25 protein-coding genes and 1 tRNA gene are annotated in these 23,641 nt (G+C 69.3%); 13 read left to right on the top strand and 13 right to left on the bottom strand.

Translation table 11 applies throughout. From position 1 onward, the window contains the following. Positions 1-49: 49 nt before the first annotated feature. Positions 50-862 (top strand): ParA family protein, encoded by an 813-nt coding sequence (locus tag AB0E56_RS09025; RefSeq protein ID WP_359798335.1) that lies wholly within the window; start codon positions 50-52, stop codon positions 860-862. A gap of 69 nt (positions 863-931) precedes the next feature. Here AB0E56_RS09025 and AB0E56_RS09020 read toward each other — a convergent pair whose 3' ends face one another. The 3 genes from AB0E56_RS09020 to AB0E56_RS09010 form a co-directional block, all read right to left on the bottom strand. Beyond that, entirely contained in the window at positions 932-1,477 is a 546-nt protein-coding gene (locus tag AB0E56_RS09020) for a MerR family transcriptional regulator (protein ID WP_183150310.1), read from the bottom strand. A 100-nt stretch (positions 1,478-1,577) separates the two neighbouring features. After that, positions 1,578-2,264: a MerR family transcriptional regulator gene (locus AB0E56_RS09015; RefSeq protein ID WP_220173438.1), complete on the bottom strand. Its 687-nt coding sequence runs from the start codon at positions 2,262-2,264 to the stop codon at positions 1,578-1,580. Next, complete coding sequence (locus tag AB0E56_RS09010) at positions 2,264-2,749, bottom strand: FHA domain-containing protein (protein WP_359798333.1); 486 nt, start codon at positions 2,747-2,749, stop codon at positions 2,264-2,266. Before AB0E56_RS09010 ends, AB0E56_RS09015 begins: the two co-directional genes overlap by 1 nt. 100 nt (positions 2,750-2,849) lie before the next feature. Between AB0E56_RS09010 and AB0E56_RS09005 the strand changes: the two genes are divergently transcribed. After that, positions 2,850-3,503, top strand: coding sequence for a copper resistance CopC family protein (locus AB0E56_RS09005; protein WP_359798332.1), 654 nt, complete (start codon positions 2,850-2,852; stop codon positions 3,501-3,503). 9 nt (positions 3,504-3,512) lie between these two features. Next, on the top strand, positions 3,513-4,910 hold the full coding sequence (gene lpdA / locus AB0E56_RS09000) for a dihydrolipoyl dehydrogenase (protein WP_359798331.1): 1,398 nt from the start codon (positions 3,513-3,515) through the stop codon (positions 4,908-4,910). 54 nt (positions 4,911-4,964) lie between these two features. On the opposite strand, the gene AB0E56_RS08995 is transcribed toward lpdA, so the two are convergent. The 6 genes from AB0E56_RS08995 to AB0E56_RS08970 form a co-directional block, all read right to left on the bottom strand. After that, positions 4,965-6,083: an NAD(P)/FAD-dependent oxidoreductase gene (locus tag AB0E56_RS08995; RefSeq protein WP_359798329.1), complete on the bottom strand. Its 1,119-nt coding sequence runs from the start codon at positions 6,081-6,083 to the stop codon at positions 4,965-4,967. Continuing rightward, positions 6,070-6,795: a methyltransferase domain-containing protein gene (locus AB0E56_RS08990; RefSeq protein WP_359798327.1), complete on the bottom strand. Its 726-nt coding sequence runs from the start codon at positions 6,793-6,795 to the stop codon at positions 6,070-6,072. The genes AB0E56_RS08995 and AB0E56_RS08990 overlap by 14 nt, the downstream gene beginning before the upstream one ends. After that, complete coding sequence (locus AB0E56_RS08985; protein WP_359798326.1) at positions 6,792-7,952, bottom strand: type III polyketide synthase; 1,161 nt, start codon at positions 7,950-7,952, stop codon at positions 6,792-6,794. The genes AB0E56_RS08990 and AB0E56_RS08985 overlap by 4 nt, the downstream gene beginning before the upstream one ends. Before the next feature lie 62 nt (positions 7,953-8,014). Further along, positions 8,015-8,629: a CYTH domain-containing protein gene (locus tag AB0E56_RS08980; RefSeq protein WP_359798324.1), complete on the bottom strand. Its 615-nt coding sequence runs from the start codon at positions 8,627-8,629 to the stop codon at positions 8,015-8,017. Then, positions 8,622-8,834, bottom strand: a complete 213-nt coding sequence (locus AB0E56_RS08975) for a response regulator (protein WP_183150317.1) — start codon at positions 8,832-8,834, stop codon at positions 8,622-8,624. Before AB0E56_RS08975 ends, AB0E56_RS08980 begins: the two co-directional genes overlap by 8 nt. 50 nt (positions 8,835-8,884) lie before the next feature. Next, positions 8,885-9,355: an A24 family peptidase gene (locus AB0E56_RS08970; RefSeq protein ID WP_359798323.1), complete on the bottom strand. Its 471-nt coding sequence runs from the start codon at positions 9,353-9,355 to the stop codon at positions 8,885-8,887. Between the two features lie 131 nt (positions 9,356-9,486). On the opposite strand from AB0E56_RS08970, the gene AB0E56_RS08965 reads away from it, so the two are divergent. The 3 genes from AB0E56_RS08965 to AB0E56_RS08955 are packed head-to-tail and all read left to right on the top strand — an operon-like array spanning position 9,487 to position 15,265. Continuing rightward, positions 9,487-10,269, top strand: a complete 783-nt coding sequence (locus AB0E56_RS08965; RefSeq protein WP_359798322.1) for a hypothetical protein — start codon at positions 9,487-9,489, stop codon at positions 10,267-10,269. After that, the gene (locus AB0E56_RS08960) at positions 10,266-11,804 is read left to right on the top strand and encodes a DNA polymerase Y family protein (protein WP_359798320.1); all 1,539 of its coding nucleotides are present in this window, start codon (positions 10,266-10,268) and stop codon (positions 11,802-11,804) included. Before AB0E56_RS08965 ends, AB0E56_RS08960 begins: the two co-directional genes overlap by 4 nt. Continuing rightward, on the top strand, positions 11,804-15,265 hold the full coding sequence (locus AB0E56_RS08955; RefSeq protein WP_359798319.1) for an error-prone DNA polymerase: 3,462 nt from the start codon (positions 11,804-11,806) through the stop codon (positions 15,263-15,265). Before AB0E56_RS08960 ends, AB0E56_RS08955 begins: the two co-directional genes overlap by 1 nt. Positions 15,266-15,274: 9 nt before the next feature. Here the strand turns inward: AB0E56_RS08955 and AB0E56_RS08950 are convergent, their stop codons facing one another. Together AB0E56_RS08950 and AB0E56_RS08945 are read right to left on the bottom strand one after the other, a co-directional pair. After that, positions 15,275-15,658: a hypothetical protein gene (locus AB0E56_RS08950; RefSeq protein ID WP_359798317.1), complete on the bottom strand. Its 384-nt coding sequence runs from the start codon at positions 15,656-15,658 to the stop codon at positions 15,275-15,277. A gap of 292 nt (positions 15,659-15,950) precedes the next feature. Next, the gene (locus tag AB0E56_RS08945) at positions 15,951-16,535 is read right to left on the bottom strand and encodes an NADPH-dependent FMN reductase (RefSeq protein WP_359798316.1); all 585 of its coding nucleotides are present in this window, start codon (positions 16,533-16,535) and stop codon (positions 15,951-15,953) included. A gap of 165 nt (positions 16,536-16,700) precedes the next feature. On the opposite strand from AB0E56_RS08945, the gene helR reads away from it, so the two are divergent. Both helR and AB0E56_RS08935 read left to right on the top strand, forming a co-directional pair. Next, a complete protein-coding gene (helR, locus tag AB0E56_RS08940; RefSeq protein ID WP_359798314.1) occupies positions 16,701-18,833 on the top strand; it encodes an RNA polymerase recycling motor ATPase HelR in 2,133 nt (710 codons plus the stop codon). A 79-nt stretch (positions 18,834-18,912) separates the two neighbouring features. Further along, entirely contained in the window at positions 18,913-19,299 is a 387-nt protein-coding gene (locus tag AB0E56_RS08935) for an MmcQ/YjbR family DNA-binding protein (protein ID WP_359798312.1), read from the top strand. 39 nt (positions 19,300-19,338) lie between these two features. Here the strand turns inward: AB0E56_RS08935 and AB0E56_RS08930 are convergent, their stop codons facing one another. Together AB0E56_RS08930 and AB0E56_RS08925 are read right to left on the bottom strand one after the other, a co-directional pair. Continuing rightward, entirely contained in the window at positions 19,339-19,581 is a 243-nt protein-coding gene (locus tag AB0E56_RS08930) for a hypothetical protein (RefSeq protein ID WP_359798311.1), read from the bottom strand. An 84-nt stretch (positions 19,582-19,665) separates the two neighbouring features. After that, positions 19,666-19,742: transfer RNA gene (locus AB0E56_RS08925), tRNA-Pro, on the bottom strand. A 107-nt stretch (positions 19,743-19,849) separates the two neighbouring features. Between AB0E56_RS08925 and AB0E56_RS08920 the strand changes: the two genes are divergently transcribed. The 5 genes from AB0E56_RS08920 (at position 19,850) to AB0E56_RS08900 (ending at position 23,535) form a co-directional block, all read left to right on the top strand. Then, entirely contained in the window at positions 19,850-20,434 is a 585-nt protein-coding gene (locus AB0E56_RS08920; protein WP_359798310.1) for a GNAT family N-acetyltransferase, read from the top strand. Positions 20,435-20,468: 34 nt separating this feature from the next. Then, entirely contained in the window at positions 20,469-20,924 is a 456-nt protein-coding gene (locus tag AB0E56_RS08915) for a hypothetical protein (RefSeq protein ID WP_359798308.1), read from the top strand. Between the two features lie 90 nt (positions 20,925-21,014). After that, positions 21,015-21,683 carry a lysoplasmalogenase family protein gene (locus AB0E56_RS08910; protein ID WP_359798307.1) on the top strand — a complete coding sequence of 223 codons (669 nt, stop codon included), beginning with the start codon at positions 21,015-21,017 and terminating at the stop codon, positions 21,681-21,683. After that, positions 21,683-22,051, top strand: a complete 369-nt coding sequence (locus AB0E56_RS08905; RefSeq protein WP_359798306.1) for an RNA-binding S4 domain-containing protein — start codon at positions 21,683-21,685, stop codon at positions 22,049-22,051. Before AB0E56_RS08910 ends, AB0E56_RS08905 begins: the two co-directional genes overlap by 1 nt. A 62-nt stretch (positions 22,052-22,113) precedes the next feature. Then, positions 22,114-23,535, top strand: a complete 1,422-nt coding sequence (locus AB0E56_RS08900) for a DUF222 domain-containing protein (protein ID WP_359798304.1) — start codon at positions 22,114-22,116, stop codon at positions 23,533-23,535. Positions 23,536-23,641: the final 106 nt, after the last annotated feature.

The following is a 23,641-nucleotide window of genomic DNA, read 5'->3' as shown; positions in this document are numbered from 1 at the left end:
GGGCGGGGCTGAGTGTTCCCCCAGCCTAGGGGAAGGTAACGTGGTGTCCGTGCACGTACTCAGCGTCAGCTCTCTCAAGGGGGGCGTCGGCAAGACGACCGTGACACTCGGGCTGGCCTCAGCGGCTTTCGCCCGAGGCGTCCGGACTCTCGTCGTCGACCTCGACCCGCAGTCCGACGTCTCCACCGGGATGGACATCCAGGTGGCCGGACGACTCAACATCGCCGACGTCCTGGCGAACCCGAAGGAGAAGGTGGTCCGTCAGGCCATCACCTCCAGCGGCTGGGCCAAGGTGCACCCCGGAACGATCGACGTGCTCATCGGCAGCCCGTCTGCCATCAACTTCGACGGCCCGCACCCCAGCGTCCGCGATGTGTGGAAGCTCGAGGAAGCGCTCGCCTCGGTCGAGGCCGACTACGACCTCGTGCTGGTCGACTGCGCGCCGTCGCTGAACGCGCTCACCCGTACCGCGTGGGCGGCGAGCGACCGCGTCATGGTCGTCACCGAGCCCGGACTCTTCTCGGTCGCCGCCGCCGACCGTGCCCTCCGCGCCATCGAGGAGATCCGCCGCGGTCTCTCGCCCCGGCTGCAGCCGCTCGGCATCGTCGTGAACCGCGTGCGGCCGCAATCCATCGAGCACCAGTTCCGCATCAAGGAGCTCCGCGACATGTTCGGCCCGCTCGTCCTCTCGCCTCAGCTCCCCGAGCGCACCTCGTTGCAGCAGGCACAGGGCGCTGCCAAGCCCCTGCACATCTGGCCAGGCGACTCGGCTCAAGAACTCGCCGCCGATTTCGACCAACTGCTCGACCGCATCATCCGCACCGGACGCATCCCGGTTCCGGAGTCCGGACCGCAGAGCTGACCTGCGACGTCGCACGAAAAGGAACGGCCATCCTCGATGAGGATGGCCGTTCTGCATTTGTGGTCCCGGTCAGGCGGAGCGCTTCGCGCGACGAGCCGAGAGCTCGTCGACGGGATCGGGAGCGGTCGCGTCGAAGGCGACGAGCGTCGACTCCACTTCGCGGAGGACCTTGCCGACGGCGATGCCGAAGACGCCCTGACCGCGGCTCACCAGGTCGATCACCTCGTCGTTCGACGTGCAGAGGTACACGGAAGCCCCGTCGCTCATCAGAGTCGTGCCAGCGAGGTCGCGGATACCCGCGCGACGCAGCTCTTCCACAGCCGTGCGGATCTGCTGCAGGGAGATACCGGTGTCGAGGAGGCTCTTCACGAGCTTCAGCACGAGGATGTCGCGGAAGCCGTAGAGGCGCTGCGATCCGGAGCCGTTGGCGCCGCGGACGGTGGGCTCGACCAGCTCGGTGCGTGCCCAGTAGTCCAGCTGGCGGTAGGTGATGCCGGCGGCTCGCGCCGCGACCGCGCCACGGTAGCCGACCTCGTCGTCCATGGCCGGGAGACCATCCGTGAAGAGGAGTTCGGGCACGAACCGCGGGTCGCCTGCGAGCTCATCCGCATTCATCTGAAATCCTCCCTGGAACGGTTATCTTCCACGGTAGAGCAGTGCCAAGGCACCGGCAATGACATCCGGCCGACCGCGAAGGTGTGTCGCAATCAGTTCGTTACGAAAGCACTCGGGAGAGCGCGTCCTTGACGAAGAGAGCCCGCACCTCGTCGATGCGCGACGCCAGCTCGGGGCCGAGCTCGCTCGCCTTCGCCCGCGACGCGGCATCCGTCCGACGCAGCAACGCGGACATCGCGGACTCGATCAACGCGACCTCCCGCTCCGCTCCCTGACGCAGAGAACGCAGGTGCCGCGGCTCGATGCCGTGCCTGTCGAGCGCGACCAGGCCACGCAGCAGCTTCACTGTCGCTTCCGGATATGTCTCCTGCGCGGTGATGACCCCGGTGCTGATGGCGTCGTTGAGCAGCTGAGGTCCTGCGCCCGCCGCGGCGAGCAGTTCGTCGCGGCGGTAGCGACGCACGGCAGGGGCGATCGACGGCGGCGGCGCGAGAGCGGCAGCCTCCCCGCCCGCGGCGGCCTCGTCGAGCTGTTCGCGGATGACGCTCAACGGCAGATAGTGGTCCCGCTGCAGCGTGAGGCCCAGACGCAGCCGCTCGATGTCGGCGGCGGAGAACTTGCGATAGCCGGACTCCGTGCGCGAGGGGCTGACGATGCCCTGCACCTCGAGGAATCGCAGCTTGCTGGAGGTCAGATCGGGGAACTCCGGGGTGAGCCGAGCAAGGACCTGGCCGATACTCAGCAAGCCCGCGGACGCGGAACGTTCGCGGGCGGGAGTGGCCGCCATCAGTCGTTCGCCGCCGCGCGATCGCGAGGAGAGGCGAAGAAGTTCAGACGGAACTTTCCGACGCGCAGTTCCGAGCCGTCGACCAGCACGCTGCGGTCGACACGTTCGCCGTTGACGTAGGTTCCGTTGAGCGAGCGCTGATCGATGATCTCGAACGTCGACCCGGTGCGGGTGATCTCGGCGTGCCGACGCGAGACCGTCACGTCGTCGAAGAAGATGTCGGCCTCGGGGTGGCGTCCGACCGTGGTGACGTCGGTGTCGAGGAGGTAACGCGCACCGGCGAGGGCCCCTGACCGGACGAGCAGCAGAGCCGATCCCGCCGGCAGGGCGCTGATCGCCGACTGCTCGACATCGGTGAGCTCCACTCCGAACGGCACGAAAGACAGGTCGGAATCGTGTCCGAACGTCTGCGTCACGTCGTGTTTCTGCTCACCGGAACGGTGGATCGCGGCTTCTCCGGCCGGTCGGCTGTCGCTGTCTGTCACTGTGCCCTCCTGGTTGTCCAGACTAACGGATGGCGAGCCGGTCGCGGGAGGCCGCTTTCACACTCAGCCGTCACATACCGGGTATTCATAGGCTGGAGCCGTGAACACCAAAGCTCTGCGCCGCCCGGCCGCCCCGATCGCTCTCGCCGCCACACTCCTCGCCGCGTTCTTCGTGCTCGTGTCGCCGCTGCCGGCGTCCGCACACGACGCCCTGGTGTCGTCGTCGCCCGCCGCCGACGAGGCGATCGAGACCGTGCCGGCCGAGCTGACGCTCACCTTCAGCGCGAAGCTCATCGACGGCGAAGGAGCGACCGAGGTCGTGGTGACCGACCCCGACGGCGCAGCGGTCACCGACGGCGCCGCGACCGTCGATGGCGCGATCGTCACGCAGCCGCTCACCGCGGAGGGTCCAGCCGGCGAGTACCACGTGATCTGGAAGGTGGTCTCCAGCGACGGGCACCCCACTTCCGGCGAGTACTCCTTCACCGTCACGGTCGGCGATGACGGAGCCGCGACGAGCGAGCCCAGCACCGCCCCGACGTCCTCACCGACGCCGACCGCCGCGCAGAGCGAAGCGCCAGCACCGACGGTCTCGGCCGACACCGACACGGAGGCCGCAGACGGCGGATCCGCATGGATCTGGGTGCTCTCGATCCTCGGCGTCCTGGTCGTCGCCGGAGTCGTCGTCCTGATCATCATGAGCCGCCGCCGCGGCAGGTCGTCGACCGATTCCGACGCCTCATCGGAGCGATAGGCTTAAGGCATGCCACACTACGACGTCGTCATCCTTGGTGCAGGTCCTGGCGGATACGTCGCTGCGGTTCGCAGCGCGCAGCTCGGCCTGTCCACCGCGATCATCGAGGAGAAGTACTGGGGCGGTGTGTGCCTCAACGTCGGCTGCATCCCTTCCAAGGCGCTCCTGAAGAACGCGGAACTCGCGCACACCCTGAACCACAAGGCGGACTTCTTCGGGATCTCCGGCGAGTTCACGATCGACTACGGCAAGGCGTTCGACCGCAGCCGCGTGGTGGCCGACGGCCGCGTCAAGGGCATCCACTTCCTGATGAAGAAGAACAAGGTGACCGAGTACGACGGTCGCGGCACCTTCACCGGCCCGAAGGCGATCTCGGTCGCGAAGGCCGACGGCTCGACCGAAGAGGTCACGTTCGACAACGCCATCATCGCGACCGGTTCCAAGGTCCGCCTGCTCCCCGGCGTGCAGCTCAGCGACAACGTGGTGACCTACGAGGAGCAGATCCTCTCCCGCGAGCTCCCGAAGTCGATCGTCATCGTCGGCGCGGGCGCCATCGGCATGGAGTTCGCCTATGTGATGACCAACTACGGCGTGAAGGTCACCATCATCGAGTTCCTCGACCGCGCGCTCCCCAACGAGGACGCCGACGTGTCGAAGGAGATCACCAAGCAGTACAAGAACTACGGCGTCGACATCCTCACTTCGACCAAGGTCGAGACCGTCGTCGACAACGGCTCGTCCGTCACCGTCACCTACACCGGCAAGGACGGGCAGCAGTCGTCGATCGAGGCCGACAAGGTGCTCATGTCGGTCGGCTTCGCCCCGAACATCGAGGGTTTCGGGCTCGAGAGCACCGGCGTGAAGCTCACCGAGCGCGGCGCGATCGACATCGACGACCACATGCGCACCAACGTCGAGGGCATCTACGCGATCGGTGACGTGACCGCCAAGCTGCAGCTCGCCCACGTGGCGGAGGCGCAGGGCGTCGTCGCGGCCGAGACCATCGGCGGCGCGGAGACCCAGACCCTCGGCGACTACCGGATGATGCCGCGTGCGACCTTCTGCTCGCCGCAGGTCGCGTCGTTCGGTCTCACCGAGCAGCAGGCCAAGGACGAGGGGCGCGAGATCAAGGTCGCGACGTTCCCATTCATGGCCAACGGCAAGGCGCACGGCCTGGGCGAGCCCGTCGGCTTCGTCAAGCTGATCGCCGACGCCGAGCACCTCGAGCTCATCGGCGCCCACATGATCGGCCCTGACGTGTCGGAGCTGCTTCCGGAGCTGACGCTCGCCCAGAAGTGGGACCTCACCGCACTCGAGCTTGCGCGCAACGTGCACACGCACCCGACGTTGTCGGAGGCACTGCAGGAGGGCTTCCACGGCCTCGCCGGCCACATGATCAACTTCTGAGCCGCCGTCTCGGAAAGGCCCGGTCCCGCACCTCGCGGACCGGGCCTTCGCTCGTCAGAGACCGCGCATCGTGAGCAGCCCGGCCGTCCATCCACGCAGCGGCGCCGCCCCGAGCGTGCGCATGAGCAGCTCCCTTCCCCGGACGACCGGAGCCGCAGCCGGGGCTCCCATCGACATGTAGAAGGCCGAGCGACGCTGGGCCCTCGCCGCCGACCTGCGCACCTGGCGATCGAACCCCGACAGGTCGGGCGCTCGTGCCGGCAGCGCGCGTGCGAGCTCTGCAGCGAGGCGCACGGCGTCCACCCATCCGAGGTTCATCCCCTGTCCGCCGATCGGGCTGACCTCGTGCGCCGCATCGCCGACGAGGACCACCCTCCCCCGGTGCACCCGCGTCGCACGGTGCTGCGCGGCGACGAAGGACGCGGGCTGCGCTCCCTCGTCCACCTCGAGTTCGATCCCCGTGCGCTGCGCGACCGCCGCGCGGAGACCGGCGGCGGTCCGAAGATCTTCCGCGCCCTCGCGCACGACCCATCGGCGACGCCCGCCGGGAAGCGGGAAGGACTCGACGAGGCCCTCCGGCTCGCAATGCAGGACGGCGCGGTCACCCGGCATCGCCTCGGCGACGTCGAGCATCACGTACGAAGCATGCCCCGCACGACGCCGCCACCCGATGCCGAGATCGCCACGCAGACGACTCCGCACCCCATCGGCGACCACGACGACGGAGCACGTCAGCTCGCTGAGCCCGTCGGGGGTGTCCGTCGCGACCCGCACCTCGTCGGCGGACTCGCGGACCGCGGTGACGGTGCACCCGGTGACCAGCGCTGCAGCGGAGAGAGCCTGCAGACGAGCGCGGAGCAGGGCATCCGTCCGAGGCTGGGGAAGGATCAGGACCTCGCGGTCCGGCGCGAAGGTCAGGGTCGCCAGCGTCCGACGCCGACTGCGCACCTCACCGCCGTGGAGGCGCAGAGCCTCCGCTCGTACGGCGACCCCGACTCCGGCGGCATCCAGGGCGTCCAGACCCGGCCGATGGATCCCGATCGCCCTGGTGCGGTCGTCCGCCTCGGCACGACGTTCGCAGACGGCCACCCGCAACCCCTCCTCGAGCAGCAGGCACGCCAGCAGGAGACCGACCGGGCCCGCGCCCACGATCACCACGTCATGCTCCGGCACGGCCCTCCTCCCATCGGAGCTCCAGTCGCGCCGGCACGCCTGCGCGCACCGTCCACCCGGCCGGGACGATCGATGCGAGTTCGGCGACGGTGTACGAGCGTCGGATGCTGATGAGGCCGTCCTCCCGGATGAACGAGTCGGCGAGGAGGGTGCGTGAGATCGGCCAGGTCGCCGCGGCGAACAGCGCATGAGCCGTCCGGCTCCGGGCGATGTCGTTGTGCGAGACCAGCCCGTCGGGGGCCGTGAGCCGCAGGGAGTCGCTGAGTACCGTGTCGAGCTCGACGTCGTCGAGGTGGTGGAGCACGTGATTGGACACCACGACGTCGTAGGTGTCGCCCTCCGCGACCAGATCGGTCGTGAGAGCACAGCGGTAGCGCACGCCGGCGCCGCGATCATGCGCCGACGCCCACCGGATCGCCCGCTCATCCGCGTCGAGTGCCGTGATCTCGGCGTCGAGTCCATCGCCTCGCAACCGCCACGCCAGCATCCGGCAGAGGTCTCCCCCACCCGCGCCGACGTCCAGGATCCGCAGCCTCCTGGCTCGTGCGGCCCGCGGACCGATGTCACGCCGATAGAGCGTCCCCGGGCGGGACACCAGTGCGTTCACGAGCCCGAAGCGTCCGTATGTCCTCGCGAGCATCCGGGCGTCGGCGTCGGGAGCGTCCATGAGTTCGCGGGCTCCGGCGTCCCGCTCCGTGAGGGCTGGGCTCATGACCCGGTGGGCGCGACGACCGTCATCAACGCGCTCTCCGCCGTCAGTCCTGGCCCGAACGCCATCGCGGAGACCCTCTCGCCGGCGCGAGCGCCCTCGACCTCGAGGATCCGCTTCAACACGAACAGCACCGTCGCGCTCGACATGTTCCCGTTCTCGCGCAGGACCTCCCTCGCCGGGTGCAGCTGCGTATCGGTGAGGTGCATCCGCTCCTGCACTCTGTCGAGGATGCTGCGACCGCCGGGGTGGATGGCCCAGTGCTGCACGGCGGCACCCACGGTTCCGGCCTCGAACGCCGCCGCGAGCCCCTCCTCGGCGGCGTACAGCGGCCGGAGCGCGCCGATGATCGTCTCGCCGATGATCTGCGGAACCGCGGTCGAGAGGATCATCTCGAACCCGCTGTCGCCGATCGTCCACGCCATGTCCTTCTCGCCCTCCGGCGCGATCGCCGTGTGGAATCGGTCCAGCCGGAGACCGGGCGTCGAGGCGGGCAGGTCGCGCGCGGTGACGATTCCGGCTGCGGCCCCGTCGGCGAACAGCGAGGAGGCGACGATCGTGTCCGGGTCCTCGGAGGAGCGCAGATGCAGGGTGCACAGCTCGACGCTCACCACCAGGACGACGGCGTTCTCGTCGGCCAGGCAGAACTGACTCGCCGCTCGCAGGGCCGGCATGGAGGCGTAGCAGCCCATGAAGCCGAGATGGAAGCGCTGTACCGCGTCGGACAGACCGAGGGCGCGCACGATCTCGTACTCCGGGCCCGGTGCATGGAACCCCGTGCACGAGACCGTGATGACGTGGGTCACGTCCTCCGGACCGATCGCGGGGTCGGCCTCGATGGCACGCCGTGCGACGTCGACGAAGAGCCTGCTCGCCTCTCGGGTGTAGAAGTTGTTGCGCACCTTGGTGCCTGGGGCCAGCAGCAGCCCCGACCCACGGTCGAAGAAGACGGGCTCGGGCACCTCGGAGTCGAGAGACAGCTCGTCGATCACGGTGTGCCGCGTGTCGATGCCCGAGACGTTGAACGAGGTGGTGACGATGCGCTGCGCCAACCTCCCGAGGTCGGGCTGCTGCGCGAAGACGTCGCGCACCTGCTCCTGCACGAGGACGGTGTCGGGGACGATCGTCTGCAGCGATCGAAGCACAGGCGGTCGGCTCATGCTGTCACTCAAGCACTCCCCGCCGCCCCTGGGGAAGGGGTTGCGCGTGGTCGGGTCTGCGGTTAGAAGCCGAGGGCGCGGGCGAGCTTCGACCCGGATGCCGATTCACGGCCGCCGGCAGCCCGCACGGCCTGCTCGACCGCGTCGAAGAAGGCGGCGCGCCCCGCGTCGTCGGCGGGTGCGGCGGGACCGAGCTCCATCTCCCATTCCCGCCACTCGCGGCGCACTCCCCGGCGGAGATCGGTGGCGCGGACCCGATCGTCGACGAACTCGGCCACCACGCCGTCACCGCCCGTGAGCAGGTAGGCGGTGCGGTCGTTCTCGATACGGGCGAGCGGAGTGAGGGGCGCGGTCGTCCAGGCGGCCACCGTCTCGGCGACCGCGGGCGGAAGGGCGTCTCCCTCGCCGAGCGGCCAGCCGAGTTCGAGCCTGCCGTCGCCCTGACGAGGCCCCTTCACGTGCCAGCCCTCGTCGGGACCGCCCGTGCGTCGACGCAGAGCCACGCCGGCGCGCGCCAGAGCTCCGTCGTCGGTGTCGAAGTACTGGGCATCGAGCGCGCGGATCTCGCCTGCGGTGACGGCATCGACCCCGGGGATCGCGTCCCAGCTCGGTAGAGGCGTCTCGATGTCGACGTCGAACTTGCGCTCGACCTCGACCGTGCGGGACGGCTCAGTCATCGTCGAGCGTGAGGTCCTCGAGAGATTCTTCGAACCAGTAGTCCACCTCGGTGGGGCCGTCGTCCGCGCCGGTGTTCTGCGGTTCGCCGCGGCGGTTGTACACCACCTGCGTCTCGCTGTAGGGGACGATCAGCTTGTCGTCCGCATCGCCGAGGGGGATGATCTGCCCGTCCAGCGGGCCGCCGTGAAGTCGTGCGAGTGCCATGTGCTTCAGGGTAGCGCCGTCGTCGCGGTATCCGTGCGAGACAGGCGGATTCAGCCGAGGACGACACCGAGGAGCGCCCCGACGATCATCCACGGCCCGAAGGCGATGCGCGTGGTCCGCTCCGCTCGACGCAGCAGGATGAGCACCAGCGCGTAGAGCGCACCCAGCACGAAGGCCGAGGACGCACCGATCGCGAGCGATGCCCACCCGTGCCAGCCCAGCACGAGCCCGATGACGGCGGCGAGCTTCACATCTCCACCGCCCATCCCGGAGCTGCGGATTCCTCGCAGCAGTGCGTAGAAGCCGCCGAGGATCAGCATGCCCAGAAGCGCACGGACGCACGACCCGCTCCGCCCTCCGGCGATGGCATCGAGTCCGATGAGCACGAGCAGCGAGGCGAGCGTCGGCAGCACGATCCGGTTCGGCAGGCGATGCGTGCGGGCGTCGATCACGATCAGCCATGCCCCGATGCCGATCAGCGCGAGGTGGGTGAGCACGACGAGGACGAGCCGGATCTCCATCCCCGCAGAGTAGGAGATCTGCGATGCCTCCTCCGACCCTCTGTGGACAACCCGGCGGATGTCCGATGTACGAACTACCGTCATTCTCACGAGTTGTTATATTAGAACATATCTTCGAGAAAGGACGCAGGGTGATCGGGCTCGACGCACTCACCTCGCTCTCCCCGGCGGGCGACTCCCGCGCGAGAGAGGTGCTGCGACTGCGCCGAGAGATCAGCCGGATGCAGCGGCGGCGCAGTGATCAGGCCCTCCTCCCCCTCGACCCCGCCTTCTCCGCACTGCTCCCGGAAGAAGGACTGCAGACCGGCACCTCCTACACCGTCTCCCCCTCTCCGAGTCTCGTGCTCGCCCTGCTCGGCGCGGCATCGCAGAAGGGCCTGTGGTGCGCCGTGATCGGCATGCCGACGCTCGGCGTCGAAGCGGCGGCCGCGTTCGGCATCGATCTGACCCGCCTGATCCTGGTTCCCGACCCCGGCGAGCGCTGGCTCGCCGCGACCTCCGCACTGGCCGAGGTCGTGCCGCTGATCGCCGTGCACCCTGCCACCAGGGCGCGGGACGCCGATGTCTCCCGACTGAGCGCCCGCCTGCGCGACCGCGGATGCACCCTGCTGATCGCCGAGTCACCCGGCACCGGACGCTGGCCGCAGAGCGAGGGGACCATACGTCTGCACGATCCGCACTGGCACGGTCTCGGCACCGGGTGGGGCCTGCTCTCCGAGTGCACGGTGACGGTGACCGCGCAGACACGGCACAGCCCCCACCCCTCGAGCGTGCGGGTCCAGCTGCCGGGTGGCCACGGCGCCGTCGAAACCGCGGCGGCCGAGCTCACCGCCCTGCCCCCGCTCTCCCCCGAGGCCGCCGTTCCCGGCGAGCCCGCGCCCCCGGAGCTCCTGCGCTGGGCGGAGGCCGGATGAACAGTCCGATCCGCGTCCTCGTCCTGTGGTTCCCCGACTGGCCCCTGCGAGCCGCTCTCGGCAGCGCGCCCCCGCATCCCCCCACCGCGCTCGTCCAGGCGAACACCATCGTCGCCTGCACCGCCTCCGCCAGAGAGCACGGTGTGCGCACCGGTCAACGTCGCCGTGTCGCACAGGGACACCTCTCGTCGTTGCGGGTGCTCCCCCACGACGGCGAACGCGATGAACGTGCCTTCCTGCCCGTGCTCCACCTCATCGAGAAGCACGCGCCAGGGGTCACGCTGCTGCGCCCAGGGCTCGCCGTCCTCCGCGCCAGGGGCATCTCCCGTTATCACGGCGGAGAAGCGGAGGCCGCCGACGCTCTCGCTGCCGTCCTCGCCGAAGCCGGCTTCCCCGAAGTGCGCATCGGCGTCGCCGACGGTCCGTTCACGGCCGAGATCGCCGCACGCGGTTCCACCCCCTGCACGGTCGTCCCCCCGGGAGGAGCGCGGGAGTTCCTGGCGCCGTACCCCGTGCAGGTGCTGCGCGACGAGCAGATCGCCGGCCTCCTCATCCGGCTCGGTGTGCGCACGCTCGGCGACTTCACCGCGCTCGCCCCGATCGACGTGCGCGACCGCTTCGGCGAGCACGGTGCGCGTCTGCACGCACTGGCCGCCGGTGCCGACTCCCGTCCGCTGACACCGCGCCCCCCTGATCCCGAGCTCGTGCGGGCCATCGAGTTCGACTCCCCGCTGGGTGGCGCAGACCAGGTCGCCTTCGCGGTGCGGCAGACGGCGGACGCGGTCATGCTCGCCCTCGGTGACGCCTCGGTCGTCTGCACGGAGGTGCGGATCGATCTGACCGACGACAACGGTGTGGTGTTCTCGCGCTCCTGGTTGCATCCCACCTGCTTCGACGCCTCCGACCTGGTCGACAGGGTGCGCTGGCAGCTGGAGGCTCTGGCCGCGCAATCCGCGAAGGACCCGATCGACGAGGCGAGGGCTTTCGGAGGCATCGTCGCGGTGCGGATCATCCCCGCCGCTGTCGATGATGCCGCCCACCATCAGCCCGGCCTCTTCGGCTCCGGTACTGACGAGCGCCTGCATCATGCGGTCTCGCGCGTGCAGACCATGCTGGGGCATCAAGGCGTGGTCACCGCCGCGGTGTCCGGCGGCCGCTGGCTCGCCGATCGTCAGGTGCTCACCCCCTGGGGCGAGCGTGCCGTCCCCCCGCGCGATCCGGAGTCCCCCTGGCCGGGGAGCCTTCCCGATCCGCTGCCTGCCGAGGTGTTCCTGCCTCCGCGCCCCATCGGCCTGCTCGCCGCGGACGAGACCACGGTCGGCGTCGACGACCGCGGGATGCTCTCGGACGACCCTGTCCGCATCGAGGGAGCGGCCGTGCAGGCGTGGGCCGGCCCTTGGCCCGTGCACGAGCGCCGCTGGGCGCCGGGCGGGGGGAAGCACGGACACCGGCTGCAGATCGTCGACGATCGCGATCGCGCCTGGCTGGTCTTCCACACCGGAGAGCGCTGGTGGGCCGAGGGGAGGTACCGCTGATGGGCTGGCACAATCCGCCCCTGTCCTGGAACGATCTGGAGCGCACCCTCAGCGGTGAGGAGTCCCCTCCCGCACCACCGGGAGCCGAACCGCGGGGTCAGCGGACGGACCCGGGACCCGTGAGCCGTCGTCGCTCACGCACTCCCCCCGCCGTGGCGCGGCCGGAGGAGGCGGTTCCCTATGCCGAGCTGCACGCCCATTCGTCGTACTCCTTCCTCGACGGCGCCTCCTCTCCCGAAGATCTCCTCGCCGAGGCCGACCGCCTCGGACTGACCGCGCTCGCCCTCACCGATCACGACGGCTTCTACGGCGCCGCACGCTTCGCCGAAGTGGCCGATCTCATGAAGAGCCCCCTGCAGACGGTCTTCGGGGCCGAGCTGTCGCTGGAGCTGCCGGCGCCGCAGCGAGGACACGCGGACCCTGCCGGCGAGCACCTGCTCGTCCTCGCCGGCGGGATGGAGGGCTATCACCGCCTCTCGGGCGCGATCACCGCGGCACAGCTGCGCGGGGGTGAGAAGGGGCGTCCCGTCTACGACCTCGATGACCTCGCCGCGCGCGCCGGCGGCCACTGGACGATACTCACCGGATGCCGCAAGGGCGCGGTGCGGCGCGGGCTCGAGGCCGGCGACGGTCTCACCCCGCTGCGGTCCCTGGTCGACCTGTTCGGCAGCGAACACGTCGCCGTCGAGCTCTTCGACCACGGAGACCCGCAGGACACCCGTCGCAACGACACCCTCGCCGAACTCGCCCGCCGGGTGCGGCTGCCGGTGGTGGCGACCAACAACGTGCACTACGCGACCCCGGCGCAGGCGCCGCTCGCCGAGGCGGTCGCCGCAGTCCGCGCGGTGCGCAGCATGGATGAGCTCGACGGCTGGCTGCCAGCGCACGGGGGCGCGCACCTGCGCAGTGGAGCCGAGATGTCGAGGCGCTTCGCGCGGTACCCCGGCGCGATCTCCCACGGGCTCGAGCTGGCGGCGGCATCCGCCTTCCCGTTGCGACTCGCCCGACCGGCTCTCCCCCAGCAGAAGGTGCCGGAGGGGCATACGCCGATGAGCTGGTTGCGCCACCTGGTCTGGGAGGCCGCGCCGTCGAAGTACCCGAGACTGGACGACGACGGCCACCGGAGGATCGAACGCGAGCTGGACGTGATCGAGGAGAAGGACTTCCCGGGGTACTTCCTGATCGTGCACGGCATCGTGGCCGAGGCGCGCAGACGCGGCATCCTCTGCCAGGGCCGAGGCTCGGCCGCGGCGAGCGCGGTCTGCTACCTGCTCGGGATCACCGCGGTGGACCCGATCCTCTACCGTCTCCCGTTCGAGCGGTTCCTGGCGACGACCCGCACGGAGGAGCCGGACATCGACGTGGACTTCGACTCCGACCGCCGCGAGGAGATCATCCAGTGGGTCTACCGGGAGTACGGCAGGGAGCGGGCGGCCCAGGTGGCGAACGTCATCCAGTACCGCCCGAAGAACGCGGTGCGGGACATGGCGAGGGCGCTCGGGCACTCCCCCGGACAACAGGACGCCTGGTCGCGGCAGGTCGACGGCTGGGGAACGGGGTTGGAGCCCGTCGAGGGACACGACATCCCGGAGAACGTGCTCGCCTATGCGGGCGAGCTGCTGAAGGCACCCCGCCATCTGGGCATCCACTCCGGGGGCATGGTCCTCACCGCGCGCCCGGTCGGCGAAGTCGTGCCCGTGGAGCACGCCCGCATGGAGGACCGCACCGTCATCCAGTGGGACAAGGACGACTCCGCCTTCATGGGACTGGTGAAGTTCGATCTGCTGGGCCTCGGGATGCTCGCCGCCCTGCAGCATTGCTTCGACCTGATCCGGGAGAACACGGGCGAGGAGTGGCGGCTCGAGACCATCCCCAAAGAGGAGCCCGCCGTGTACGACATGCTCTGTCGTGCGGACTCGATCGGAGTCTTCCAAGTGGAGTCCCGTGCGCAGATCGGCCTGCTCCCCCGACTGCAACCGCGGGCGTTCTACGACCTCGCCATCCAGATCGCCCTCATCCGTCCGGGCCCCATCCAGGGCGGAGCGGTGCACCCGTTCGTCCGGCGCAAGATGGCCAAGGACCGTATCGACGAGGAGAACCGGGAGCGGGCGCTGCGCGGCGAGGAACCGGTGGAGTTCCCCATCCCCTACCCGCACAGCGATCTGGAACCGATCCTGAAGCGCACGCTGGGCATCCCGATCTTCCAGGAGCAGCTGATCCAGATGGCGACGGCCGTCGGTGACTGCACGGCGGATGAGGCCGATCTGCTGCGGCGCGCCATGGGGTCCAAGCGCGGCCTGGAGAAGATCGAGAAGGTGAGGGGCAAGCTGTACGCCGGGATGAAGCGACGCGGGCTCATCGGCGAGGCCGCCGACCGCATCTACGCGCAGATCCAGGCGTTCTCGAACTTCGGATTCGCGGAGTCGCACTCGTTGTCGTTCGCCCTGCTCGTCTACGCCAGCTCCTGGGTGAAGCTGCACTATCCCGCGGCCTTCCTCGCCGGACTGCTGCGCTCGCAGCCGATGGGCTTCTACTCCGCGTCGACGCTCACCGCCGATGCGCGTCGTCATGGCGTGGAGGTCAGACGACCCGACCTGCACGCCTCAGGGGCGATGGAGACCCTGGAGCCGCTCGACGACACCGCGACGAACGGACCGACGGGGCGGGAGGACTGCCTCGACGATCCTCAGCCCCCCACACTCCGCTTCGACAGAGGGGCGCCGGACGAGTCGGCGGCCCATCGGAGGGACGGTCATTCTGCGGTGCGACTGGGACTCAGCGGCATCCGCGGGATCGGTGTGCCGATGGCGGAGAAGATCGTCGCCGAGCGCGATGCGAATGGACCGTACCGCGACCTGAACGACCTGGTGCGCCGGACGGATGCCACCGCCGCGCAACTCGAGGCCCTCGCCACGGCCGGAGCCTTCGACTGTCTGGGGCTGGAGCGGCGGGAGGCGATCTGGCTGGCCGGCGCGGCGGCGGATGACCGGTCGCGCTTCCTTCCCGGGACCACGGTCGCCGTGCAGCCGCCCTTGTTCGCCGACCAGACGAGCTACGAGCGCCTCTCCGCCGACCTCTGGGCGACCGGGGTGTCGACGGACGACCATCCGATGGCGCACTTCCGTGAGGCGCTGCGTGCACGCGGGGTGCTGACCGCCGCTGACCTGCAACGCCATGAGGTGGGGCGTCGGATCGAGGTCGCCGGTCTCGTCACGCACCGTCAGCGACCGGCGACCGCTGCGGGGATCACCTTCGTGAACCTCGAGGACGAGAGCGGGCTGGTGAACGTCATCTGCTCGGCCGGGGTGTGGAACCGCTATCGCCGTGTCGCCCGAGAGTCACCGGCGCTCATCATCCGCGGCATCCTGGAGCGCTCGGCGGAGGGAGTGGTGAACATCGTCGCGGATGGCTTCGAAGATCTCCGCACCGGTCTCACGCATCGCTCGAGGGACTTCCGGTAGGACAGCACCTCACCAGAAGCGCTCATGCTCCACAGGTGCGGGGCGATCCGCCCCTCCCCATCGATCGGCCTCGGCCTTGGCCGCATCCGCTGCCGCGTCGGCCCCGCGCAGGGCGACCTTGGCCCCGGTGGCTCCTGGACCGATCGGGTCGACGAGCAGCACGGTACGGGCACCCGCTCCGCCGAGCGTGATCGTGCACTCCAGGACTCGTCCGATCCAGCGCGAGACCTCGCCTGCCGGCTCCTCCTGGCGGCGGTACCTGATGCCGGTGTCGAGGTCGACGAGGGCGAGCACCACCGGCTCTTCCGTGAGCGGATCGACCTGCTCCGTCACCTCGACCCGGTGGCCGTGAGCGATGGCGACCTGTGCGGTGAAGACGAGCAATCTGTCCATGATTACACCCTAGGCACCTGCTCCCGGAAGGCAACAGGACCTGCTCCGGAGCGACATTCGCAAATTTCTTTGTCCCCCAAATGGCGGACAAGCCGATTAAGCGATATTCTGCTCTCCGTAGCGGGGGCTACGAGGCTGAGGACTGGGGCTCAGCCGTGAGAGCAGCGAGATCTTCGCCGCCTCCCCGACCGTCCGGGTAGGACGGTGAGCCCTCTCGACGGCACCGTCTGGGGCGGGCCATCGGGAGGGCGTACCTCCCGCGACTCCCAGCCGGCTTCGAGCAGGGCGGATCTCAGCCCTGATCACCCACGTGTCCTGGCGCGGTGAGCGACAGCACCCGCTCGACGAATGCGGCGTATTCGCTCATGTAGTGCCGGAGGAACTTCTCGGTACCGGCGTCCTTCACCTCGCCGTCATCGCCGAACGCCTCCGGATCGAACGTGATGTACGCCTCAGGGGCGTTCAGCTGCGGAGCGTTGAGGAAGCTCAGCACGCTGCGCATGGACGACTGCATCACGGCGGTGCCGATGGCGCCGGTGGACGCCCCGATGATGCCGGTGGGCTTGCGGGCGAAGGAGTTGTGCCCCCACGGTCTGGATCCCCAGTCGATGGCGTTCTTCAACGCGCCGGGGATGGAGCGGTTGTACTCGGGTGACACGAGGAGCAGACCCTCGGACTGCTCGATCGCACGCTTGAAGTCCGTGACGGCCGCCACCGGCTCCAGCTCGTCGTCGCGGTTGTAGAGCGGGAGGTCGCGGATCGGGATCTCGACGAGCTCCAGGCTCGAGGGCGCCAGCCGCACGAGTGCTTTCGCCAGGACGCGGTTGATCGAATCGTGCGCGAGACTTCCGATGAGATAGCCGATGCGGTGCGTCATTGTCCGTTCCGCAGGGAGGGCCGGTTGCTCGAGTGCCGTCAGCGTGGTCCCCGCGTCCTTCCATTTCCAGGATATCTCCGGGGTGGGGGCTTGCCGCAAGGCCCCCTCCCTGGGGCAGAATCGACCCTCGCTCGTGCCATCCGTGCACGCGTGCGAAGGAGAGCAATGCCCATCGACCCCTTCCGTCTACCCGAGACCCTGAGCGCGAAAGCCGCACCCGAGCTCCTCGACGCCGACCGTGCACATCTCGCACGGATCGCCGATGCGCTGGCGTCGCAGCGCGCCGACGTCGCCCGGAGCCTGGACGACGCGCGGCACCAGGAGGCGACGTTCGGAGACGCCGCCGTGGACCGCGACCTCCGGATCCGTCGCCTGAGCAGCCGCCTCCGGGTCCTCGAGCGCTTCGGAATCGACATCTGCCTCGGCAGGATGACCAGGGTGGACGGTGAGTCCGTCTACATCGGCCGCGTCGGTCTGGCCGCCGCCGACGGCACGAGGCTCCTCGTGGATTGGCGCGCGCCTGCGGCCGAACCGTACTTCGCCGCCACGATGGAAGACCCACGCGGAATCGTCTCGCGACGACGCTACCGCTGGACATCCGGGCACATCAGCGACTACTGGGACGAGGCCCTCACGGCAGCGGGATTCGACGGGGCCGCCTCCCTCGACGACCAGTCCGCGTTCATCGCGAGCCTCGGGTCGCACCGCACCTCGAGGATGCGGGACGTGCTCGCGACGATCCAGGCCGACCAGGATGCCATCATCCGCACTCCCTCCCCCGGCGCCCTCGTGGTGGATGGAGGTCCTGGCACGGGGAAGACCGTCGTCGCGCTGCACCGTGCGGCGCACCTGCTGTACGCCGAGCCGCGGCTCACGCAGAGCGCCGGCGGGATGCTGCTGGTCGGGCCCAACGCGCACTACCTCTCCTACGTCGAGGACGTGCTGCCGAGCCTCGGGGAGGACACGGTGCGCCTGTGCACCCTCCGCGATCTCGTCCCCGAGGGCGCCGCCGCTGCCGAGGAGTCGGATCCGCGGGTCGCGCGTCTGAAGGAGGCTCTCGATCCCACCGCGGTGCTCGATGCGGTCGCGAAGCAGTTCGAGCGGCCTCCGCAGCACGCGATGCGCCTGGAATCACCATGGGCCGACCTCTGGATGAGCCGCGAGGAGTGGGCCGAGGTCTTCTCCCGCGCCGACCCCGCGGCGTCGCATGACGAGGCTCGCGACGAGGTCTGGGAGGAGATCCTGGAGCTGCTGGTCGATCAGGTGGACGACGAGGAGGTGCCGCCCCACGTCGTCCGGCGGTGGCTGCGCCAGGACGACGAGCTGACCGGGACCTTCGTGCGGGCGTGGCCGCTGCTCTCGCCGACGTGGGTGGTGACGCGGCTGTGGAGCTCGCCCGAGCTTCTGCAGCGGTGCGCGCCCGAACTGGGGCCGGACGACATCGCCCTCCTGCAGCGCGACGCCGCTGCCCCGTGGACCGACGCCGACCTGCCGCTGCTGGACGCCGCCTACCGCCGGATCGGCGACCCGGATTCCGTGCGCGCCCGGCATCGCCGCGAGGCCGTGATCGCCGCGGCGCAGGAGCAGATGTCGCACGTCGTGGATCATCTGATCGAAGACGACGACAGCGAGATGAAGGTGATGTCGATCCTCCGCGGTCAGGACGCCAGGAACGTGCTGCTCGGCGTCGACGCCCCTCCCGCGCTCACTCCCGACGAGCTCGCGGGGCCGTTCGGGCACATCGTCGTCGATGAGGCCCAGGAGCTCTCCGACGCGCAGTGGCGGATGCTCCTCGCCCGCTGCCCCTCGCGCAGCTTCACGATCGTCGGCGACCGCGCACAGGCCAGACACGGGTTCACCGAGAGCTGGGAGGCGAGACTCGCGCGGCTCGGGATCCGCGACATCCGGATCGCCCACCTCGGCGTGAACTATCGCACGCCGTCGGAGGTGATGGAGGTCGCCGCGCCCGCCGTGCTCGCCGCGATCCCCGACGCGAACGTGCCGACCTCGGTGCGCGAGAGCGGGGTCCCCGTGCGCCTCGGTGAGGCGGCATCCCTCTCATCGGTCGTCGACGACTGGCTCGACGCGCACCCCGATGGCGTGGCGTGTGTGATCGGCGACCCCACCTTCCCAGCCACGGCACGGGTGCGGTCGCTCACCCCGGAAGGCGCCAAGGGGCTCGAGTTCGATCTGGTCGTACTCCTGAGACCGGAGCAGTTCGGCGACGACGTGACCGGCGCGGTCGACCGGTACGTGGCGATGACGAGGACGACGCGCGAACTCGTGATCCTCCGCTGAGGGACCAGCGCGCGAGGAGCGAGCGAGTGTCGCCGCCTGCGTCTACCGTGTTCCTCAGGTCCGAGCGGAAGAGGGTCCCATGGGCGGGAAGACACTGCAGCAGCATGCGGCCGAACGCGCCGAGGAGCTGCCCGGGGCGGAGATGTCGCATCCCTTCGGCGCGGAGTGGGACGTGTACAAGGTGCGGGGGAAGGTCTTCATGCTCCAGACGGCCACGACGGGGACACCGATCGTGACGCTCAAGTCCGCGCCGGAAGACGCACGAGCGCTGCGGAGCGCTCACCCTGACATCACCCCCGGCTATCACATGAACAAGAAGCACTGGATCACCCTGCATCCCGGAGGCGGTCTCGATGCCGACCTGATCCGCGAGCTCGTCACCGAGTCGTACCTGCTCGTGCTCGAGAACAGCGTCCCGAAGTCGCAGTGGCCGGTGGATCCCCGCACCTTCGGGCAGGAGCCCTGAGCGGTACCGCACACATCCGCCGGAGGTCCCTCGAAGGGACTAGGCCCCCGTGTGGCCGGCCTCAGGGTCGTTCGCGCGCTTACGACGGATGGAGCGCAGGTTGAACCAGCCCGAGATCATCGCGATGGCGGTGAGACTCGATCCCACCAGCGTCCACCATCTGCCGCCGCCTCCCGAGCCGACCACGAGGTCGATCCCGACGATCACCGCGACCGCGAGCGACACCGCTCCGACGACGAGCATGAGCACCTGTCGACGTCTGAGCCTGCGGTCGTCATCCATGACACCACTATGCACCCGGTATCCACGGCGGATACGACAGAGGCTCGGGACCGCGCACCTTCCGCGCGATTCCGAGCCTCTCTGTGGTCGGGCTGACAGGATTTGAACCTGCGACCCCTTGACCCCCAGTCAAGTGCGCTACCAAGCTGCGCCACAGCCCGTTGTCCTTCGCTCTCGCGCAGGCAACTCCCCTATCTTAGCCGCATGTCGCACCCCTCCGCGAACCGAGCCGTTGCGGGTGTCGGACGCCGCGCGTACCGTCGCGTGCATGGTGACGATCACGACCGCGTTGGCGACATCCGCTCGTTGGGATGACGTGCAGCATGCGCTCACGGGTGGCGGCGACGGCGCGAGCTGTCAGTGCATCTGGCCGGTGCTGAGCAACAAGGACTGGAATGCGACGACCACGGCGCAGCGCACCGAGATGTTCCGCGAAGAGATCGCCGAGGGCCCGTCTCCCGGAGTCGTCGCCTATGTCGACGGCGAGTCAGCCGGCTGGATCCGCATCGGACCGCGCACCAGACAGGCACGGGTCCCCCGCACACGGATCATCGCCGCCGCATCGACCGAGCCCTTCGATGATGACTCGGTCTGGGCGGTGACGTGCTTCGTCGTCCGTCGGGAGCATCGCGGAGCGGGATTGAACCTCGACCTGCTCAAGGCCGCGGTCGAATACGCCAGGGAGTCGGGCGCGCGACTCATCGAGGGATACCCGGTCGACACGGCTGGCGAGAAGCGGCGGACGAACGACCTCTTCCACGGCACGCTCGGCACATTCCTCGCCGCAGGCTTCCTCGAGAAGACAGAGCTCAAGCCAGGGCGCAAGCTCGTGGCGCTCGACCTCTCCGCGTGAGCGGGTCGAGCGTGCCACCCGCTAGCGTGAGACCATGAGCGACGCCCCTGCGACCATCGACGATCCCGAACTCGGCACCTTCACCCGCGCCACCACCGAGCGCACCGACGGCACGGTGCTCACGCACGACTGGTTCGTCGGCACCTTCTCGGTCGAGGGGTCGGAACTGGAGCTCATGCTCGAAGGCACGAATGCCGACGATGTGGCGCCGCTGCTGCCCCGCCTGCGCGATGTCGTGTCTCGACTCGAGATCCTCCGCCGGATCGCGACGGATGCCGTGGTCGCGAACTTCACCACCGGTGAACCCGCACCCCACGACCTGGATGACGGCGCGTCCGATCTCGCGATAGACACGATCGAGATCGCTCCGGACGGAACGGCGATCCTGCACCTGAACGACGAGTGCGGCGAGCACTTCCCCGAGGGATACTGGCCAGCGGCGCACCTGAACCTCGACGACACCGTCGGCCAGGTCACGGTCGAATCCTGACCCCGACACCGAGCTCACATCCTGACGCCCCCACGACGCATGCCGAACACGACGACAGCCGCCACTGGCGACCGGCCATACGATCAGGGGATGCCGCGTCGCCCCGCTCTCTCGCTGATCGTGTGGGCCTTCCTCCCGTATGTCGCGGTGTCCGTGTTGCACGTCGTCCTCCTCGCAGTGGGAAGCCCTCTCGCAGGTCCGACGAAGCTGCTGCTGATGCCTCTCCTGGCTCTTCCGATCGTGCTGTCGGCCCGACGTCTGGGCTCCCGCGCCGCGCTGGTGCTGCTCCTCGCGGCGGTGCTCTTCTCCTGGCTCGGCGACGGTGCTGGTGCCTTCTTCCCCTCCGCTCCCGAGCTTCCTCTGATGCTGTTGTTCTTCGGCATCGCCCATGTGGCCTACATCCTGCTGTTCGCCCGCCATCTCGCGCGACGACGGATGCCGTGGTGGGCCCTGATCTACGCGGTCTGGTGGGTCGCGATGATCGCCATCCTCGGCCCGCACACGGGTGGCCTGCTCATCGCCGTTGCTCTGTACGGTGTGGTCCTGGGGGGAACGGCAGCGTTCTCCGCACGGTGCTCACCACTGATCGCCGTCGGCGGGGCGTTCTTCCTCGCCAGCGACACGCTGCTCGCGTTCCGACTCTTCCTGCCAGGCGGACTCCCCGCCTGGAGCAGCCCCGCTGTCATGCTCACCTACACCCTCGGTCAGGGTCTCATCGTCGCGGGATCCCTGATCGCCCTGCGCAGGAAGGCCGCCTGATGGATGCCGCACGCGTCGACAGCTGGCTCTGGGCGATCCGGATCTACAAGACGCGATCCGCCGCAACCACCGCATGCCGCGCGGGGCATGTGAGGGTGAACGGCGACAGAGTGAAGGCCGCCCAGCAGGTCCGCATCGGCGACGAGCTGCGCGTCCGCATCGCCGGCTTCGACCGTATCCTCATCGTGCGTCAGCTCCTGGTCAAGCGTGTCGGCGCCCCGCTCGCCGCTCTCGCCTACGAAGACCGCACACCCGAAAGAGAGCCGCAGGCCGCGCTCGGCCTCCGCGACCGAGGCGCCGGTCGCCCCACCAAACGAGAACGGCGCGACATCGACAAGCTGCGTGGTCGTGACGATCCTTCGTACTGATATACCTATATGACTGACCGCATTCAGATCATAGACTCGTAGATACATCCTAGACTCAAACTATGACCACGTGCACCGATCTCGACCTCGAATCCGAGAAGCGGCAGCGCGTGCTGAGCGAATGGGCCGAGACCAGGCGGCAGATCGCCGTGCTCGAGGCTGAAGCCGCGGAGCTCCTGATCCGCCAGATCGCGATCCACGATGCCGACGTCGCGGCGAGTCCCTCTCACCGCGACGCGATCTACCGCTCGATGATCGCCGAGTTCTCCGCAGCGGGGCGCCTCTCAACGGGATCGATGGACTTCGCCTTCGCCGACGCCCGCGCTCTCGACACCTATCTCCCCGCGGTCAGGGCTGCATATGCGCGGGGCGCGATCAGCGCGGCGCACGTCCGGGAGATCGCCAGAGCGAGTGCGATCGTCAGCGAGGCCGTCCGGAACAAGGCCGTGGACGCGGCGACGCTCGAGTTGTTCGAGACCGCGGTTCTCGTGGTCGCCGAACAGGAGAACCCTGCGCGCACACGGGCACACGCGCGGCAGGTCGCCGCAGCCCTGGTGGGCGAGACCGTGGTGCAGCGGCACCGTCGTGCCGCCGGGGAGCGCAGCGTGACGGTGAAGTCCCTCGACGACGGACTCGCCCTGCTCACCGCGGTGCTCCCCGAATGGATCGCGACCGCGATCTCCGACCGGCTGAGCAGGATGACGCGCGAAGTCATCCGCGCCAGAGCCGACCGCGAGATCGTGCCCCTGCCCTGGTGGGTCGAGCATGATCACGAGGGCCTCGACCTCGAAGACTTCGCGCTCGATGATCCGTCGTTCGACCCCTACTCCGATGTGGTGATCGCGAGTGCGGAGGGCGACACGTTCACGACCGACCCGCACGTCGAGAGTTATCCCGCCGATGAGCGCACGTGGTCGCAGGTGCAGGCAGACCTCTTCAGCGACCTGCTGCTCACGGCAGATCCCAGCGCGGTGCACGGCACGGACCTCGAGCATGTGCAGGCCCGCGTTCAGGTCACCGTCGCCGCGACCACGCTCGCCGGCGTCGACGATCGACCCGCCCAGCTCGACGGACACGGCCCCCTGCACCCCGACATCGCCCGCGACCTTGCCGGACGCAACACCGGCTGGACGCGGCTCTTCCTCGATCCGAGCGGCATGCTGCGCGAGACCGACACCTACACTCCGACCGAGGGGATGCGTCGGTTCCTCCGTGCTCGTGATCAGCACTGTCGCTTCCCCGGGTGTCGGATGCCGGTGCACCGCTGCGACGTCGACCACACCCACGACCATGCCAAAGGCGGACGGACCCGCGTCGACAACCTCGGCCACCTGTGCCGCGCCCACCACACACTCAAGCACCCCGACGTTCCGGACCCCTACCGGTGGACGGCTCAACAGCAGCGAGACGGCAGCATCACGTGGCAAAGTCCGCTCGGCCGCGCCTACACCGACCCGCCACCGCGCCGCGTGATGTTCGTCTGACCGCCGCGGAAGCCGTGGTGGATGACTCAGTCGTGGTGCGTCAGTCGTGGCGCGCCAGTCAAGGTGCGTCAGTCGTGCCGCCTCAGTCGTGGCGTGAGTCGTGGTG

It is taken from the genome of Microbacterium sp. NPDC028030, assembly GCF_040637855.1.
GTDB lineage: Bacteria > Actinomycetota > Actinomycetes > Actinomycetales > Microbacteriaceae > Microbacterium.
This window is presented reverse-complemented; position numbering and strand designations above follow the sequence as displayed.